Genomic DNA, 16,396 nt, shown 5'->3' with positions numbered 1-16,396 from the left:
ACGTCATGGATATCTTCTCGATCGCAGGTGCGGCCTACCTGGTCGCCGCTCTCCTCTTCATCCTGTCGCTGGCAGGTCTGTCCAAGCACGAGACCGCCTCCCAGGGCTGGGTCTACGGCGTCGCCGGCATGGCGCTGGCGCTGATCGCGACCGTGATCCAGGTCGTCGACGGCGGCACCACCATCGCCGTGGTCATCCTGGTCGCCGCGATCGCCGTCGGCGCGGTCATCGGCCTGTGGCGCGCCAAGGTCGTCGAGATGACCGGGATGCCCGAGCTGATCGCGCTGCTGCACTCGTTCGTCGGTCTGGCGGCCGTCCTCATCGGCTGGAACGGCCACCTCGAGGCTGCCGCCGGCGACGTGCACGGTGGCGCCATCCACTCCGCCGAGGTCTTCATCGGCGTCTTCATCGGTGCGGTCACGTTCACCGGCTCGATCGTCGCCTTCCTCAAGCTCTCCGCGCGGATGAAGTCGGCGCCGCTGATGCTGCCCGGCAAGAACGTCATCAACATCGGCGCCCTGGTCGTCTTCGTGATCCTGACGGTCGTCTACGTCATCGACCCGACCCTCCCGCTGCTGATCGCCGTCACCGTCGTGGCGCTGGCGCTCGGCTGGCACCTGGTCGCGTCCATCGGTGGCGGCGACATGCCGGTCGTGGTCTCGATGCTGAACAGCTACTCCGGGTGGGCCGCGGCCGCCTCCGGCTTCCTCCTCGGCAACGACCTGCTGATCGTCACCGGTGCCCTGGTCGGGTCGAGTGGTGCGTACCTCTCCTACATCATGTGCAAGGCGATGAACCGCTCGTTCATCTCGGTGATCGCCGGCGGCTTCGGCATCGAGGCGGGCCCGGCCGGTGACGTCGACTACGGCGAGCACCGCGAGATCAACGCCGAGGACACCGCCGAGCTCCTCGCCGGCGCCTCCAGCGTCGTCATCACCCCGGGCTACGGCATGGCCGTCGCCCAGGCGCAGTACCCGGTCGCCGAGCTCACCCGCATCCTGCGGGACAAGGGCGTGGACGTACGTTTCGGCATCCACCCGGTCGCCGGCCGTCTCCCCGGCCACATGAACGTGCTGCTGGCCGAGGCCAAGGTGCCCTACGACATCGTCCTGGAGATGGACGAGATCAACGACGACCTGGCCGAGACCGACGTCGTCCTGGTCATCGGCGCCAACGACACCGTGAACCCGGCCGCCGCCGAGGACCCCAGCAGCCCGATCGCCGGAATGCCTGTCCTGCGGGTCTGGGAGGCCAAGAACGTGGTCGTCTTCAAGCGGTCGATGGCCGCGGGCTACGCCGGCGTGCAGAACCCGCTCTTCTTCCGCGAGAACACGCAGATGCTCTTCGGCGACGCCAAGACCAGGGTCGACGAGATCGTCGCCGCGCTCGCCCGGGTGCCTGCCTGATCGGGGCCTGACCTGTGACAGCGATGTGGGGCGTACGGGATTCCGTACGCCCCACACGCGCTCATTCGTAGCGCCAGACGTGGTGCTTGTCGTTCACGACCAGGAAGCCGTCGCCGACGTCGACGTAGATGTCACGGTGGTTCGCAGTGTCGCCGATGGACTCGGCATCGGTGATCGGCAGGCTCCAGGCGTCCTCGGAGTCGTGCCACTTCCGGAACGAGACCGTGGCCCGGTCAAGGAGGTAGCAGCCGTCGTCGAGCGCCACGTAGCCGTCGGTGTAGCCCTCCTCGACGAGCTTCCCCGCCGCGTCGTAGAGCGCACCGCCGTCAGGGCTGAAGTTGACCTGATCGCCCTTGCCGTCGACCCGGAGCATCTGCACCGCGCTGTAGGGGGTCGAGGTCGAGAACGACAGCGAGCCGACCTTTCCTGAGGTGTCGTAGATCGGGTAGGGCCCGTTGGACGGCATCGTCATCTCCTGGGCCTGGTCGTAGGTGCCCTCCTCGATCACCGCGAACCGGTTGCCGGCGGTCGCCGTGATGACCCCTTCGCCGGGGGCCTCCCACAGCGCCGCGCCCTTGTCCGCCGAGAAGCCGTACGTCGCATGGCCCACCACCACGACGAGATCGTCGTTGGCGCGGAGATTGATCTCGTACCACTGCTTGGGGCCCTTCCAGCCAGCCGGAAGGTCGATCTTCCAGTCGACCGAGCCGTCCGAGCGGGAGTGGCGGGCCATCGTGTCGCCGTCGATGGCGTAGATCCAGTCGTCGGTCGTGGTGACGTTCTCGCCGTCGATGCTCCACTCACCCGGTCCGTCGGGCGCGCTGAGCTTCGTGAGGGTCTTGTCCTCGCTGTCGTGGACCAGGTAGCCGTCCTCCTCGACCGCTTCGAGGTAGCGATCGTCGTCGGTGTCCTTCCACAGGATCTTGCCGTCGTAGTCGTAGACGATCGAGCCGCTGTCGCTGGTGGTGTCGCCGTCCGCGGTGGCGGTCACCGGGCCGTACCACGACGACTGGATCGTCTCGGTCTCCTCGTTGACCCAGACCCCGCTGTAGTCGTGGCGCTCGGAGCGCCACATCTCCTTGCCGTCGTCGTCGAGCACCACGAAGCCCGCCTCGCCGCCCAGCAGGACGACGGTGAACCCCGGCCCGACCGTCGTCCAGCGGACCTCGTCGCCGCTCTTCCAGGACCAGGTCCGGGCGGGTTCCGAGGTCACCGCCTCGAAGTCGCTGTTCGTCCCCTCCGTCGCCGCCAGGTCGCTGCCGCCGGAACCGTCGTCGTCCGGACCCAGGACCAGGAACGCCCCGACCCCTGCCGCGACGAGCACGAGCAGCGCGGCCAGCCCACCGGCGACGAGCGCCCACATGCCCGCCCGGGACTGCTTGTTCGGCTGGTTCGGGGGTGTCCCGGCGTGCGCACCTCCCGGAGGTGGCGGAGGGATCCAGACACCGCCCGCAGGTGGCGGCGGTGGTGGTGGCGGTGGCACCCAGGAGCCAGGAGGTGGCGGTGGAGAGGAGGGTGGTGGAGACGAGGGCGGTGGTGGCTGGTCGTCCCGAGGCGACTGAGTCATGGGGACATCATCACCCGGCAGGTCACCGCTGACCAGCGAGAACGTGATGCATGTCTCGTGTCGACCGATTCTGCGGTGCCTGCACGCGACGCCCAGAATGAGTGTCGTGTCCGAGCCGTTCGCAGACTCCCTCGAGTCGATCCGCGTCCCCCACACCTTGGTGGAGGACGTGCTCGGCTACGTGACCAGCATCGTGGTGACCTCGCTGGGTCTCTACCTGATCCAGTCGGTCGGCGCGGTGACCGGCGGCACTGCCGGTCTGAGCCTGCTGGTGAGCTACTGGACAGGGCTGCCGTTCGAGGTGCTGTTCGTGCTGGTCAACCTGCCGTTCTTCGGTCTCGCGCTGAGCAAGAAGGGCCTCTGGTTCACGGTGCGGTCGCTGCTCTGCGTCATCGCCGTCTCGGTGATGACCCGGGTCCACGCCGACCTGCTCCCGCTCGACGGTCTCGACACCGTCTACGGGGTCGTGGCCGGCAACCTGCTCGCCGGCATCGGGCTCCTGGTGCTCTTCCGCCATGGTGCCTCGCTGGGCGGTTTCAACGTCCTCGCTCTGCTCCTGCAGGAGCGGCTCAACCTCCGGGCCGGGTACGTCCAGATGGGTCTCGACATCTGCGTCATCCTGCTCGCGCTGATCGTCGTCTCGCCGGTGACGGTCCTGCTCTCCGCGCTCGGCGCGGTCATCCTCAACATCATCCTGGCGTTCAACCACCGGCCCGGCCGCTACCTCGCCTGACCGGCCCGGCCACTCCTGAGACAGTTTGTCTATCAAATCGGCAGACATTGCAGAATAAGGGCATGACTGCCGCGAAGCGAGCGCCTCAGCCCGGCGCCGAGGATCTGACCGAGCACCTGCGTGACCGCTGGTCGGTGAGCGTTTTCGATCCGGCCCACGAGCTCGCCGACGACGAGATCAGGCTGCTCCTCGAGGCAGCCAGGTGGACGCCGAGCGCGGGCAACAGCCAGCCGTGGTCGTTCCTGGTCCTGCCCCGGGGGTCGGCGGGCCACGAGACGTTCGTGGGCCACCTCTCGCGCGGCAACTCCGGCTGGGTGCCGCGGGCCTCGGCCGTCTTCGTCGCGATCGCCCAGGTCGGTGTGGACCCCGACGGCAACGGCCCGAAGTGGTCGGACTACTCCCACTACGACCTCGGCCAGGCGGCAGCACACCTGACCGTCCAGGCGGCATCCATGGGCCTCTCCTCCCACCAGTTCGCCGGGTTCGACCACGAGGCCGTGGCCGCCGCCTTCGGCGTACCCGACTGGTGGAAGGTCATGACCGGGATCGCAGTCGGCCTCCACGGCGACCCCGGGCAGGCCGATCCGAGCGATGCCGAACGCGAGCTGCGCGAGCGCGTCCGGCGCCCGCTCGAGGAGATCGCGTACGGCGACAAGTGGGGAACTCCCTGGGCCTGACGCGTGGGGTCAGATGCCCTGGATATACCGAAAACGGTGTACCCGACAGGGCATGGGTCTAAGGTTCCCGGGTGAAAAGTGGCGAGGGAGCGACGCGGCTCCGGCGTGCAGCGGCGGGGCTGGTCGTACTGATGGTGCTCGGCGCCGGTCTGATGATGGCCCCACCTGCCGCTGTCGCGGCGCCCAACGACGGCGTCGCCGAGTCGTCGCACACCCGATACGTGCTCGACGAGGGCGCCGTCCGGGTGAAGTCCACGATCACGGTCACCAACCAGCAGCCGAGCACGGCGACGACCTACTACTTCCTCACCGGTCACTCCATCCCGATCCCCGCAGGGGCGAAGAAGGTCAAGGCGACCAGCAACGGGTCGAAGCTCGCGGTCGGCACCGAGCGGATCAAGGGCACCGGTCTGGCGGTGGCGACGGCCTCGTTCCCGAACCTCTACTACGGCAAGTCCCGCACGATCACCTGGACCTATGAGCTGCGGGGCGCCCCGATCCGGGCGAAGAAGAACCACATCCGGATCGGCAAGGGGTACGCCGTCTTCCCCGTCCTCGGCATCGGAGACGAGAACTCGGTGACCGTCGAGGTCGTGCTTCCGAAGTCCATGGACTTCTCCACCTCCGTCGCGGGCTTCAAGAGCAAGACCAAGGGAAGCACGACGACCTGGAAGGTGAAGGGCGACTTCGTCGAGGGCGGGGTGTCCGCGCGCGACCCGAAGGTCTATGACGAGGAGAAGATCGCCGTCGGCGACACCGACGTCTCGCTGCAGAGCTTCCCGGGCGACAAGGAGTGGCGAGAGTTCGCCAAGAAGCAGGTACGCGCCGGGCTGCCCGTCCTGGAGAAGACGATCGGTCACGAGTGGCCGGGCGGCCTCGACGCCATCCGTGAGGACGTCTCCTCCGAGGCGCTCGGGTATGCCTGGTTCGACCCGGACGCCGACGAGATCGTCGTCTCCGAAGACCTCGATGCCGCGGTCCTCTACCACGAGATGACCCACGCCTGGATCAACCCGGACACCGTCCGCGGACGCTGGCTCTCCGAGGGGCTGACCGAGATGATCGCCCAGCGGGTCACGAAGGAGACCGGCGCGAAAGGGCAGAAGTACGACAAGGTGAAGCGGCGCAACAAGGACGCCTTCCCGCTGACCACGTGGGACTCCTCGGGCCTCGGGCTCGAGGCGGACGTCTACGGCTACGCGGCCTCGCTCACCGCGGTCTCCGCGATGGTCTCCGACCTCTCCGACGAGCAGCTCACCGCGCTGCTGAGCGACGTCTACCGCGGGCGTACTGCCTACACGAACGACTCCGACGGCGATGCCGCGCGACCGGGTGACTGGTCGGCCTTCTTCGACCTGGCCGTGAAGCACGGCGCGTCGCCGAAGAAGGCCGAGAAGGCGCTGCGCACCTGGGTCCTCACCGCCCGGGAGGCCGCCACCCTGCCGAAGCACGCCAGAGCCCGCACGACGTACGCAGCGCTCGACAGCGCCAACGGCGACTGGGTGCCGCCGGCAGGCGTGCGTGACCCGATGTCGTTCTGGCAGTTCCAGAGCGCCGAGACCGTCATGGAGATGGTCGAGGGGGTGAGCAAGGACGCGGTCGCGGTGCAGCAGGCCGCGGACGCAGCGGGGATCCCGGTCCCCGAGGCGGTCGAGACGGCCTACGAGACGGCCAACGTCACCAGCGAGTACCAGGAGCTGGCCACGTTGCTGCCGCGGGCCGCCGAGGCGACCGAGAAGGTCGGCGACGCGGTCGCCGAGGTCGACGGCACACAGAACCCCGTCACCGAGCTCGGCGAGCTCGTGCTGTTCCTGGACGCCGGCGCGTCGAGCGCGCGGGCCGACCTCGACAACGGCCATCTCGACGACGCCGCGGCCACCGCCGACGGCGTCCAGGCCCGGGCCGCGTGGGCGTTCTGGGCGGGACTGGTCGCGCTGCTCGTGCTCGCCGGAGTGGCGTACGCGGTGTTCCGGGTGCTGCGCAGCCCGTGGGCGCGGGGCCGGCGCGAGGCTCGCCGCACGCGGCGGGCGAACCGCAAGGAGTTCCTCGCGCAGGTCAAGGAGACGAAGCGGGCCGGCGCTCCCTGGGACCGTCCGGCGCCGCCGATGCCGCCGAACCAGCCGATTCCGCCGAACCAGCCGATGCCGCCCGGCTCACCCGGGGGAGAACTCTTCGGCGTACAGCGCAGCCCCTACGGCCCCGGCGGTGTTCAACAGCTTCGCCGGGATGATCTCGGTGTCCAGGTCGAGCAGCGGGAGGAATTCCGCGGATTCCTTCGAGACCCCTCCGCCGACGAGAAATAGGTCGGGCGAGAAGAGCATCTCCAGGTGCTGGTAGTACTTCCGCAGCCGCTTGGCCCAGTGCTTCCAGCTGAGGTCGTCGCGCTTGCGGGCGACGTTGGAGGCGCGGGTCTCGGCGTCGTGGCCGTCGAGCTCGAGATGGCCGAGCTCGGAGTTGGGTACGAGCACGCCGTCGTAGAGGAGCGCCGAGCCGATGCCGGTGCCGAGCGTGGTCATGATGACCAGCCCGCGCCGGCCCTTCGCCGCGCCGTAGCGGACCTCGGCCAGGCCCGCCGCGTCGGCGTCGTTGACCACGTGCACGTCCCGGCCGGTGGCCTCGGTGAAGAGCGCGTCCGCGTCGGTGCCGATCCACGACTTGTCGATGTTGGCGGCGGTGTGGACCACTCCGTGACGTACGACTCCTGGGACGGTCACGCCGACCTTGCCGTCGTAGTCGGGGAAGTGTGAGAGCAGCTCCACGAAGATCTCGGCGATGGCGTCCGGGGTGGAGCGTTCGGGCGTCGGGATGCGTACGCGTTCCGCGGCGAACTCGCCGGTCGCGAGGTCGATCGGAGCACCCTTGATGCCCGTGCCGCCGAAGTCGATGCCGAAAGGGAGGCTTGTCGTCATGGCTCCATCCTATTTGCGAGGCAACGTCCGGCCCGGGACGTGTAACACGCTGTTCGTCGCACTATCCGGTCGTTTCAATAGGGCGAGCAGTACTACGAACGACGTGTTACCCCGCCGGCGGCGAACAAGCGACAGCCCCCGATCTCGTACGAGGTCGGGGGCTGTCGCCGTGATGCCACGGTCAGCTCTTGACGAGCTCCGGCTCACGCGGGTCGTCGGCGTAGTGGTCGGCGAGGTAGTGCCGCTCCAGGCTCTCGCCCTCGACGTCGACGTTCGGAAGGATCCGGTCGAGCCACTTCGGCAGCCACCAGGCCTTCTCCTTCATCAGGTACATCAGCGTGGGGATCAGCAGCATCCGCACGAAGAAGGCGTCGAAGATGACCGCCGCGGCGAGCGCGAAGCCCATCGACTTGATGACCGGGTCGTCCATCAGGATGAAGCCCGCGAAGACGGCGGTCATGATCAGCGCGGCGGCGGTGACCACCCGAGCGGAGTTGCGGAACCCGTCGACCACGGCCTCCTTGTAGGAGGCGCCGTGGACGTGGGCTTCACGGATCCGGGTCACCAGGAAGACCTGGTAGTCCATCGCCAGACCGAAGACCAGGCCGATCAGGAAGATCGGCATGAAGCTGACGATCGGCTGACCCTCGAAGATCCCGAAGGCGCCCTCCTGGAAGACCGCCACGGTCACGCCGAGGGTGGCCAGGACGGACAGGAGGAAGCCGAGCGTCGCCGTCAGCGGCACCAGGATCGACCGGAACACGAGCATCAGCAGGATGAACGCCAGCCCGATCACGATGGCCAGGTAGGGCAGCAGCGCGTCGTTGAGCTTCTCGGAGATGTCGGACATGATCGCGGACGTCCCGGTGACGGCCAGGTCAGCGCCGGTCTTCTCCTCGAGGGCGCCCTCGCCCTCGCGCAGGTCGGAGAGCAGCTCGTCGGTCGCCTCGTCATCCGGAGCGGTCTCGGGCTCGATCAGGATCACCGCGCCGTTCTCGTTGCCCGAGGGCGGCACGACCTTGGCGACCCCGTCCATCGAGCCGGCCCACTCGGCGACCTCGGCATATGCGGCCTGCTTCTCGGCCATGTCGCCCGGCATCTCGCGGGCGTCGACGACCAGCATCATCGGGTCGAGGCGTCCGGGACCGAAGCCGTCGACGACCAGCTCGACGGCCTGTCGGCGCGAGCTGTCCTCGGGGGCGGTGCTGTCGCTCGGCATGCCCAGGTGCAGGTCCTTGAAGGGGATCGCGAGCGCGCCGAGGCCGATGATCACGATGAGCGCCCAGGCGATGGGTGCCTTGCCGATGAACCGGGCCCAGCGGACACCGTTGTTGAGCACGCGGCCGTTGGCCTCGCGCTTGGGCCGGTAGCGGCGTACGGACAGGCCGAAGGCCTTCGACTTGAACAGGCCGAGCACGGCGGGCAGCAGGGTCAGCGCCACCAGGACGGCGACCACGACGGTGGCCGCGGCACCGATGCCCATGGCGGTCAGGAACGGGATGCCGACCACGCTGAGCGCGGCGAGGGCGATGACCACGGTGAGGCCGGCGAAGACGACGGCCGAGCCGGCGGTGCCGACCGCGACGCCGATGGCCTCGGCCCGGTCGTCGGTGTGGTCGAGCTCGCTGCGGTAGCGGGCGAGGATGAACAGCGCATAGTCGATCCCGACGGCGAGGCCGATCATCGTGGCCAGCATCGGGGTGGTCGAGGAGACCTCGGTGAACGCGGTCAGCGCGGTGATGCCGAGGGTGCCGATCGCGACGCCGAAACCGGCGGTGAGGATCGGGAGCCCGGCCGCCACGAAGGAGCCGAAGGTCAGCAGCAGGATGAGCAGGGCCAGGCCGATGCCGATCAGCTCCGAGGTGGCGCTGCCCATCTCCATGACCTGCATGCCCTGGCCGCGCACCTCGACCTGGAGCCCGGAGTCCTCGGCGGCCTGCTCGACGACGTCGGTGACCTCCTGCTGCATCGCAGGAGTCACGTCGCTGACCTCGACGTCCTCGAACTCGGTCGAGATCAGGCCGATCCGGCCGTCCTCCGACAGGGTCGGCTGAGCCTGGAGCTGGCCGAGCAGCATCTGCTCCGCCTGCTGGGTCGGCACCTGCTGGCCGCTCTCGGCCGACATCGCCTCGGCGTACGCAGGAGCGGCCGCCTTGGCCTGCTCCGGGGTCCAGATGTAGGAGATCTGGTCGGGTACGTCGTCGAGCGCGGCGAGGTCCGCGACCAGGTCGGCCACGGCCTTCTGGTTCTCCGGGGTCGTGAGCGTCTCACCCTTCGGGGCGGCGACGACGACCTCGATGGAGGCGGCGTCGAGCACGGAGCCGCCCTCGGTGCCCATGATCTCGGGCAGGTCCTCCGCCGCTTCGACCGACTCGAGCCCGGGCATGCTGAAGGTGGTGGACATCGGCTTGGACAGCGTGGTCGCCACCGCACCGATGCCGATGATGACGATCAACCAGACGGCGACGAAGATCGGCCACCGCCGGTAGGCGGTCTTTCCGAGCCGATAGAGCAGCTTGGCCATGACAGGGTTCCCCTTGGTCAGTTGTCAGAACAGATCGACGAGGTCGTCGAAGATCCGGGTGAACTGGTCGGCGACGGTGCCGTCCGATGGGCTCTCGATGGCCCGGTTGAGCGCGGCGTCGAAGACGACGATCACGAGCTTGAGGAGGACTCCGGCGAGCTCCGGAGACATGCGGTTGCCCTCGCGTTGCGAGATCACGTCGGAGAAGTGGTTGGTCGCCTTCTCGAAGCGACCGTGCGCGGCCTGGAGCACCTGGTGGTTGCTGACGAAGACGTGCCGGATGAGCCGGAGCTGCTCGTTATCGATGCCATCGACCTCGAGTTGCGTACGGATCAAGGCGCAGAGGTCGGCACACAGTTCGCCCGTGGGTCCACCGTCCACGAACGTCTCGACCAGCGCCGGGTCCGGCTCGTGGTCCGGTCCGAGGACGGCGTCCATCTTGCTCGGGACGTGATTGAACAACGTACGTCGTGAGACGCCTACGCGCTCGGCGAGATGGTCCATGGTCCAGCCGTCGAAGCCGAACTCGTCGGTCATCTCGAGCGCGGCCCGATGGATCTTCGCGGCGGTGCGGTCGAGGCGCATCATCGCGCCCACCTCGCTCCATCGCCTGACGTTGCACTTTCTCTCACAGAGTGCATTTTTGCACTCCGGGGGTATTGAGTGCAAAACGCGGCCGGTGACTTCGTACGGTCCTGTCCGCGGCAACGCACACAGGTCCTAGACTTTGCCGCCATGGGGGCCGCCGTATCTGAAACCACCCGCCAGCGGATCCTCGACGCTGCCGCTGAGATGACGACCGAGTCGGGGTGGGCGAGCGTGACGATGTCGCGCATCGCTGAGCGATGCGGCATCAGCCGACAGACCGTCTACAACGACATCGGCGCCAAGCCGGCGCTGGCGAAGTCGCTGATCCTGCGTGAGCTGGAGCAGTTCCTGGCCGTCGTGAGCGCGGCCTTCGACCAGGAGAGCGACTTCCTCCGAGCGATCCGCCAGGCGACGTACGGCGTTCTCGACCGCGCCCAGGACAACAAGCTGCTGCATGCGGTGGTCTCGGCGACCCACGGTGCCGACACCGAGCTGCTTCCCTACCTGTCCAGCCACAGCGAGGGGCTGCTCGGCTATGCGACCGAGATCATCCACGAGCACAGCAGGAAGTTCGACCACGACCTGAACGACCATCAGGCCGACGTCGCCATCGAGACGATCGTGCGCGTCGTGCTCAGCCACGTCATGCAGCCCACCAAGTCGCCCGACGAGACCGCCGACGACATCGCCTGGCTGATGTCGCGGGTCCTGAGCGTGTGAGACCGGCTGACCTACCGGCGAGTTGGGTGGTCACCAGGCCTCGCCTAACCTTCCTGCGGGGAGGTGGATGATGCGAAAGGTCCCGTTGAGAGCGGCCGCGGCGATCGGGGCGGTCCTCGTGGTGACCCTCGCTGCTTGTTCCGGCGAGCCGTCGAAGCCTGGTTCCTCCCCCAGCAGCAGCCCGAGCGAGGGCCCGCGTGAGTCGCCCGCGAGCGAGAGCACCGTCGCCGACCCGTCCCACGCCGTCGACATGCCCGGCAAGCGGGAAGGGACTCTCCACTCCACCGACCTGCTGATCGTCTCCGAGAAGCCGCTCTCGTCGGGTGACGTCAAGAAGATCAGCGGCCTCGACGGCGTCTCCGGCGTCGAGCAGATCTCGATGGCCCAGGTCAGCGTCGAGGGGCGGCTGGTGAAGGTGGTCGCGGTCGATCCGTCGACCTACCGCAACTTCGCACCGTTCCAGAGCGCCGACTCCGACGAGGTCTGGCAGCGCGTCGCCGGCGGCGAGATGGCCATCGACCCCGAGCGGCAGGACGAGCTTCCGGCCGACAAGGACGGATTCGTGACCTTGGGGTCCAGCAAGGACGCGACCTCGGTCCACGTCGGCGCCTACGCACCGCAGCCTCCGGGCCTCGCGGCGGCCGTCGTCAACCACAAGTGGGGCGAGGAGATGGGCATGGAGAAGGGCAACGCGCTCATCGTCTCCACCGCCGCCATCGCACCCAACCGGGTCGTGAAGCCGATCCAGACGGTCGTCGGCAAGGACGCCTCCGTCCAACGCCTCGATGTCGTCGCACGCGCGGGCCTGGACCCCAACGCACCTCAGCAGGCTCACGTCGTCGGCACCGTCGCCGAGGCCGTCGGCAACTACACCTACCGGGCCAACGGCGACGGCACCATCACCCCGGCCGCGAGCTGGGTGAGCTCGCACATCGTGACCGCTCAGGTGCCGATCCTCGGCTCGGTGACCTGCAACAAGGTGATGATCCCGCAGCTGCGCGCCGCGCTGCAGGAGGTCGTCGACCGGGGCCTCGCCAAGACGATCGACCCGAAGCAGTACGCCGGCTGCTACTACCCCCGCTTCATCGCCAACACCGCTCAGCTCTCCAACCACGCCTTCGGTCTCGCCGTCGACCTCAACACCGCCGGCAACCAGCGCGGCACCGTCGGCGAGATGGACCGCACCGTCGTCTCCATCTTCGAGCGCTGGGGCTTCACCTGGGGCGGCAACTGGAAGTGGACCGACCCCATGCACTTCGAGATGAACCGGATCGTCAAGCCCGGCTGAGGAGTTTCCTGGTGAGCGACGTCCCTGATCTCGGGCCCCTGCCGCAGCGGATCACCGTCAGCGCCGAACAGGCCGCTCGGCTCGTCGCCGAGCAGTTCCCGCAGTGGGCCTCGCTGCCGGTGACTGCGGTGGCGAACGGAGGCTGGGACAACCGGACCTTCCACCTCGGAACGGACATGCTGCTCCGCCTCCCGAGCGCGGAGGAGTACGCGCTGGCCGTGGAGAAGGAGCACCGCTGGCTCCCGAGGCTGGCACCGTCGCTCCCGCTGCCGGTCCCGGTGCCGCTGGCGAAGGGTGCTCCCGGTTCGGGATACCCGTTCGTGTGGTCGGTCTACAGGTGGATCGACGGCACGCCGGCAACGTTCGAGTCGGTGGCCGACCCGGTCCGGTTCGCCGAGGACCTGGCCGGCTTCGTGGCTGCCCTGCAGGGCATCGACGCGTCCGAGGGGCCCCGACCCGGGAAGCACAACTGGTTCCGGGGAGCGACCCTGCGAACCTACGAGGCGCAAGCGCACCGTGCGCTGGACGACCTTCGCGGCCACATCGACGTCGCGACGGCGGAGGAGACCTGGGCGCAGGCGATCGCGGCCCCGTGGGACGGCGTGGACGTCTGGTTCCACGGCGACCTGGCTCAGGGGAACCTGCTCCTCCAGGACGGGCAGCTCTCCGCCGTGATCGACTTCGGTACGTGCGGCGTCGGCGACCCCGCGTGCGACCTGGCGGTCGCCTGGACCCTGATGTCGTCCCCTGGCCGGGACGCCTTCCGGAAGCGATTGGCCGTGGATGATGCGACCTGGGCGCGCGGACGGGGCTGGGCCCTCTGGAAGACGCTCGTGTCGTGCGCCAACACCCTCGGCGAAGACGCCCCAGATGCGGTCAACGCCCGACGAGTCCTGACGGAGATCCTCGGAAACCACACCTGACAGCGCCCCGCGGGCACGCGAATTCCGTGCATGTGCGGGGATTGTTGCGCTGTGTGGGGTCCTCACGCGGTGGGAAGCCCGCACGTGCGCGATTCTGTTTCGGGGGTGCGCTGAGCCACCTGCTGTCCACAGGCTCGCTTCAATCCTTGGATATCCACAGGGCTTCGCATTGGGTGCGACATCGTGGCGCGAGCGGCACATGGTAGCGGGATGACCGAGGATCAGGATTCGGTCGCGTTCGATCCGACGCGACCATTCACCCGGGCGGCGGCGGTCGCGCAGGGGAACATCAAGGACCTGCGTACGCCTGCCTACCAACGCTTGTTGCACGGCATCTACGTCGCCGCGACGGTCGAGATGACGCCGGTGCTCATCGCCGAGGCCTCGCTGCTGCCGTTCGGGGAGAAAGCCTGGGCGAGTCACGCGACTGCCGCGAGGGTGCTGGGCCTGCCGATCCCGACGCTTCCCGGTGAGCATGTCACCGTCGTCGAGCGGCGGCGACGGCGCAGCCGCAAGGACGTGACCTGCCATCTCGCCAAGAAGGGCTGGTTCAACGAGGTGTCGGGTGTCCGTGTCTCCGCACCGCACCAGGTCTTCGTCGAGCTGGCGACACAGCTGACCCTGGTCGACCTGGTGATCGTCGGCGACCACCTGGTGCGCAACGGACTCGTCAGGCTGGAGACGCTGCGGAAGTTCTGTGCCGACTCTTCCGGTCCCGGCGTCGCGCTGGCGCGGACCGCTGCGGGCTACGTACGAACCGGCGTGGACTCTCCGATGGAGACCAGGCTTCGGCTGCTGATCGTCCTGGCCGGACTTCCCGAGCCCGAGGTCAATCTGCTGGTGGGTGACGAGATCGAGCGGCGGAAGTACGACCTTTCCTATCGCCGGTCCAGGACGATCCTCGAATACGACGGCCCTGGTCGTGATGGGGCCACGCCACGTCCGCGCATGTGCGTGGTTCTCGCTTCCGGCCTTGCCCAATACGGTCCAACTTCGGTGCATGTGCGGGGTTGTTGCGGAGTCGCTTGGGGGGCCGCATCTACGCTGGGGGCTGTGACGATCCTTGATGATGCCCGCCCGGGCATGGACGACAGCATCCGGCCTCAGGACGACCTGTTCGGCTACGTGAACGGCACCTGGCTCCGCGAGGTCGAGATCCCTTCCGACCGGTCCAGCTGGGGGCCGTTCGTGATGTTGGCCGACCAGGCGGAGAAGGACGTGCGCGCGATCATCGAGGAGCTCGCGGCCTCGGGCGGCGAGCCGGGCAGCGACGCCCAGAAGATCGGGGACCTCTTCGCGAGCTTCATGGACGAGGCAGCGGTGGCAGAGCGCGGCGTACGGCCTCTTGACGGCCTGAGGGCTGCGGTCGATGGGCTCCGCGACGCCGACGACCTGGCGGCGTTCCTGGGCGAGGTCGAGCGGATCGGCGGTCACGGCCTGTTCGGGTCCTACGTCGACAACGACGACAAGCAGTCCGACCGCTACATCTTCAACCTGCTCCAGGGCGGTCTCGGGCTGCCCGACAAGGACTATTACTTCGACGAGAAGTTCGCCGAGGTCCTCGGGAAATACCAGGGCTACCTCGAGCGGCTCTACACGCTCGCCGAGCACCCCGACCCGCGTGCGGCCGCCGAGACGATCATCCGGATCGACACCCGCCTGGCCGAGGGCCACTGGGCGCGCGAGGAGACCCGCGACAAGCAGAAGACCTACAACCTGCTCACCCTCGCCGAGCTGCGCGAGCTGGCCCCCAACTTCAACTGGGACGCCTACATCCGCAACCTCTCCGGCTCGAAGCTGAGCACCGAGGCGGTGCTCGGTGAGGTGGTCGTGCGGCAGCCGTCCTACTTCGCCCACCTCTCCACCGTGCTCGGCGAGGTCGACATCGACGACTGGAAGCTGTGGCTCTACTTCCACGTGTTGCGCTGGGCCGCGCCCTACCTGACCGACGACTTCGTCGAGACCAACTTCGACTTCTACGGTCGCACCCTCAACGGCACCCCTGAGCTGCGCGAACGCTGGAAGCGCGGCGTCGCGCTGGTCGAGGGCGCGATCGGGGAGGCGGTCGGCAAGGAGTACGCCGCGCGCCACTTCCCGCCCGAGGCGAAGGCCCAGATGGACGAGCTGGTCCACAACCTCCTCGAGGCCTACCGCAAGTCGATCTCCGAGCTCGACTGGATGGGCGAGGAGACCAAGGAGAAGGCCTACGAGAAGCTCGACAAGTTCACGCCGAAGATCGGCTACCCGAACAAGTGGCGCGACTACTCGGCGCTGCAGATCAGCAAGGACGACCTGATCGGCAACGTCTCCGCAGCGAGCGTCTTCGAGACCGACCGGCAGCTCGGCAAGCTCGGCGGTCCGGTCGACCGTGACGAGTGGTTCATGCTGCCGCAGACGGTCAACGCCTACTACAACCCCGGCACCAACGAGATCTGCTTCCCGGCCGGGATCCTGCAGCGGCCGTTCTTCGACAAGGACGCCCACCCGGCGGAGAACTACGGTGGCATCGGCGCGGTGATCGGCCACGAGGTCGGCCACGGCTTCGACGACCAAGGCGCGCAGTTCGACGGCGACGGCAACATGCAGGACTGGTGGTCGCCCGACGACAAGGCGGCGTTCGAGGTGAAGACGAAGGCGCTGATCGAGCAATACTCCAAGCTCTCGCCGCGAGATCTGCCGGGGGAGTTCGTCAACGGTGCGCTGACCGTCGGTGAGAACATCGGCGACCTGGGCGGACTCACGATCGCCCACACCGCCTACATGCTGGCCACCGGTGGCGAGGCCGGCGTCGGCGACCGCCAGCGGCTCTTCCTCAACTGGGCCTACGTGTGGCGTACGGTGCGGCGCAAGGAGCAGGCGCAGCAGTACCTCACGATCGACCCGCACAGCCCGCCCGAGTTCCGCGCCAACATCGCGCGCAACCTCGACGAGTTCCACGAGGTCTTCGGGACGGCTCCGGGGGACGGTCTCTGGCTCGATCCGGAGGATCGGGTGCGTATCTGGTGACCTGCCCCCTGGGGTGTGGTGGTTAATTTTCGATAACAACGTAAACGAGTTACGC

General features: G+C 68.1%; 11 protein-coding genes. 7 read left to right on the top strand and 4 right to left on the bottom strand.

Translation table 11 applies throughout. The features are described from left to right. The first annotated feature begins 5 nt into the window (after positions 1–5). Positions 6–1,406 (top strand): Re/Si-specific NAD(P)(+) transhydrogenase subunit beta, encoded by a 1,401-nt coding sequence (gene pntB, locus WBG06_RS10705; protein ID WP_336736588.1) that lies wholly within the window; start codon positions 6–8, stop codon positions 1,404–1,406. A gap of 61 nt (positions 1,407–1,467) precedes the next feature. Here the strand turns inward: pntB and WBG06_RS10700 are convergent, their stop codons facing one another. Next, positions 1,468–2,769, bottom strand: a complete 1,302-nt coding sequence (locus tag WBG06_RS10700) for a hypothetical protein (RefSeq protein WP_336736586.1) — start codon at positions 2,767–2,769, stop codon at positions 1,468–1,470. Positions 2,770–3,070: 301 nt separating this feature from the next. Here WBG06_RS10700 and WBG06_RS10695 point away from each other — a divergent pair, with 301 nt between their 5' ends. Then, a complete protein-coding gene (locus tag WBG06_RS10695; RefSeq protein ID WP_336736584.1) occupies positions 3,071–3,706 on the top strand; it encodes a YitT family protein in 636 nt (211 codons plus the stop codon). Between the two features lie 62 nt (positions 3,707–3,768). Continuing rightward, on the top strand, positions 3,769–4,383 hold the full coding sequence (locus tag WBG06_RS10690) for a nitroreductase family protein (protein ID WP_336736583.1): 615 nt from the start codon (positions 3,769–3,771) through the stop codon (positions 4,381–4,383). A gap of 2,153 nt (positions 4,384–6,536) precedes the next feature. On the opposite strand, the gene ppgK is transcribed toward WBG06_RS10690, so the two are convergent. The 3 genes from ppgK to WBG06_RS10675 form a co-directional block, all read right to left on the bottom strand. Then, on the bottom strand, positions 6,537–7,292 hold the full coding sequence (gene ppgK / locus WBG06_RS10685) for a polyphosphate--glucose phosphotransferase (protein WP_336736582.1): 756 nt from the start codon (positions 7,290–7,292) through the stop codon (positions 6,537–6,539). Positions 7,293–7,473: 181 nt separating this feature from the next. After that, entirely contained in the window at positions 7,474–9,816 is a 2,343-nt protein-coding gene (locus WBG06_RS10680) for an MMPL family transporter (RefSeq protein WP_336736581.1), read from the bottom strand. A gap of 24 nt (positions 9,817–9,840) precedes the next feature. After that, entirely contained in the window at positions 9,841–10,404 is a 564-nt protein-coding gene (locus WBG06_RS10675; RefSeq protein ID WP_336736579.1) for a TetR/AcrR family transcriptional regulator, read from the bottom strand. A gap of 147 nt (positions 10,405–10,551) precedes the next feature. Between WBG06_RS10675 and WBG06_RS10670 the strand changes: the two genes are divergently transcribed. The 4 genes from WBG06_RS10670 (at position 10,552) to WBG06_RS10655 (ending at position 16,341) form a co-directional block, all read left to right on the top strand. Next, complete coding sequence (locus WBG06_RS10670) at positions 10,552–11,124, top strand: TetR/AcrR family transcriptional regulator (protein ID WP_336736577.1); 573 nt, start codon at positions 10,552–10,554, stop codon at positions 11,122–11,124. Between the two features lie 70 nt (positions 11,125–11,194). Next, on the top strand, positions 11,195–12,412 hold the full coding sequence (locus tag WBG06_RS10665) for a M15 family metallopeptidase (protein WP_336736576.1): 1,218 nt from the start codon (positions 11,195–11,197) through the stop codon (positions 12,410–12,412). Positions 12,413–12,423: 11 nt separating this feature from the next. Next, the gene (locus tag WBG06_RS10660; RefSeq protein WP_336736574.1) at positions 12,424–13,335 is read left to right on the top strand and encodes an aminoglycoside phosphotransferase family protein; all 912 of its coding nucleotides are present in this window, start codon (positions 12,424–12,426) and stop codon (positions 13,333–13,335) included. Positions 13,336–13,545: 210 nt separating this feature from the next. Next, positions 13,546–16,341, top strand: a complete 2,796-nt coding sequence (locus WBG06_RS10655) for a M13 family metallopeptidase (RefSeq protein ID WP_336736572.1) — start codon at positions 13,546–13,548, stop codon at positions 16,339–16,341. Positions 16,342–16,396: the final 55 nt, after the last annotated feature.

Origin of the sequence: Nocardioides sp. CCNWLW239 (assembly GCF_037137035.1) — a bacterium.
Classification (GTDB): domain Bacteria; phylum Actinomycetota; class Actinomycetes; order Propionibacteriales; family Nocardioidaceae; genus Nocardioides.
This window is presented reverse-complemented; position numbering and strand designations above follow the sequence as displayed.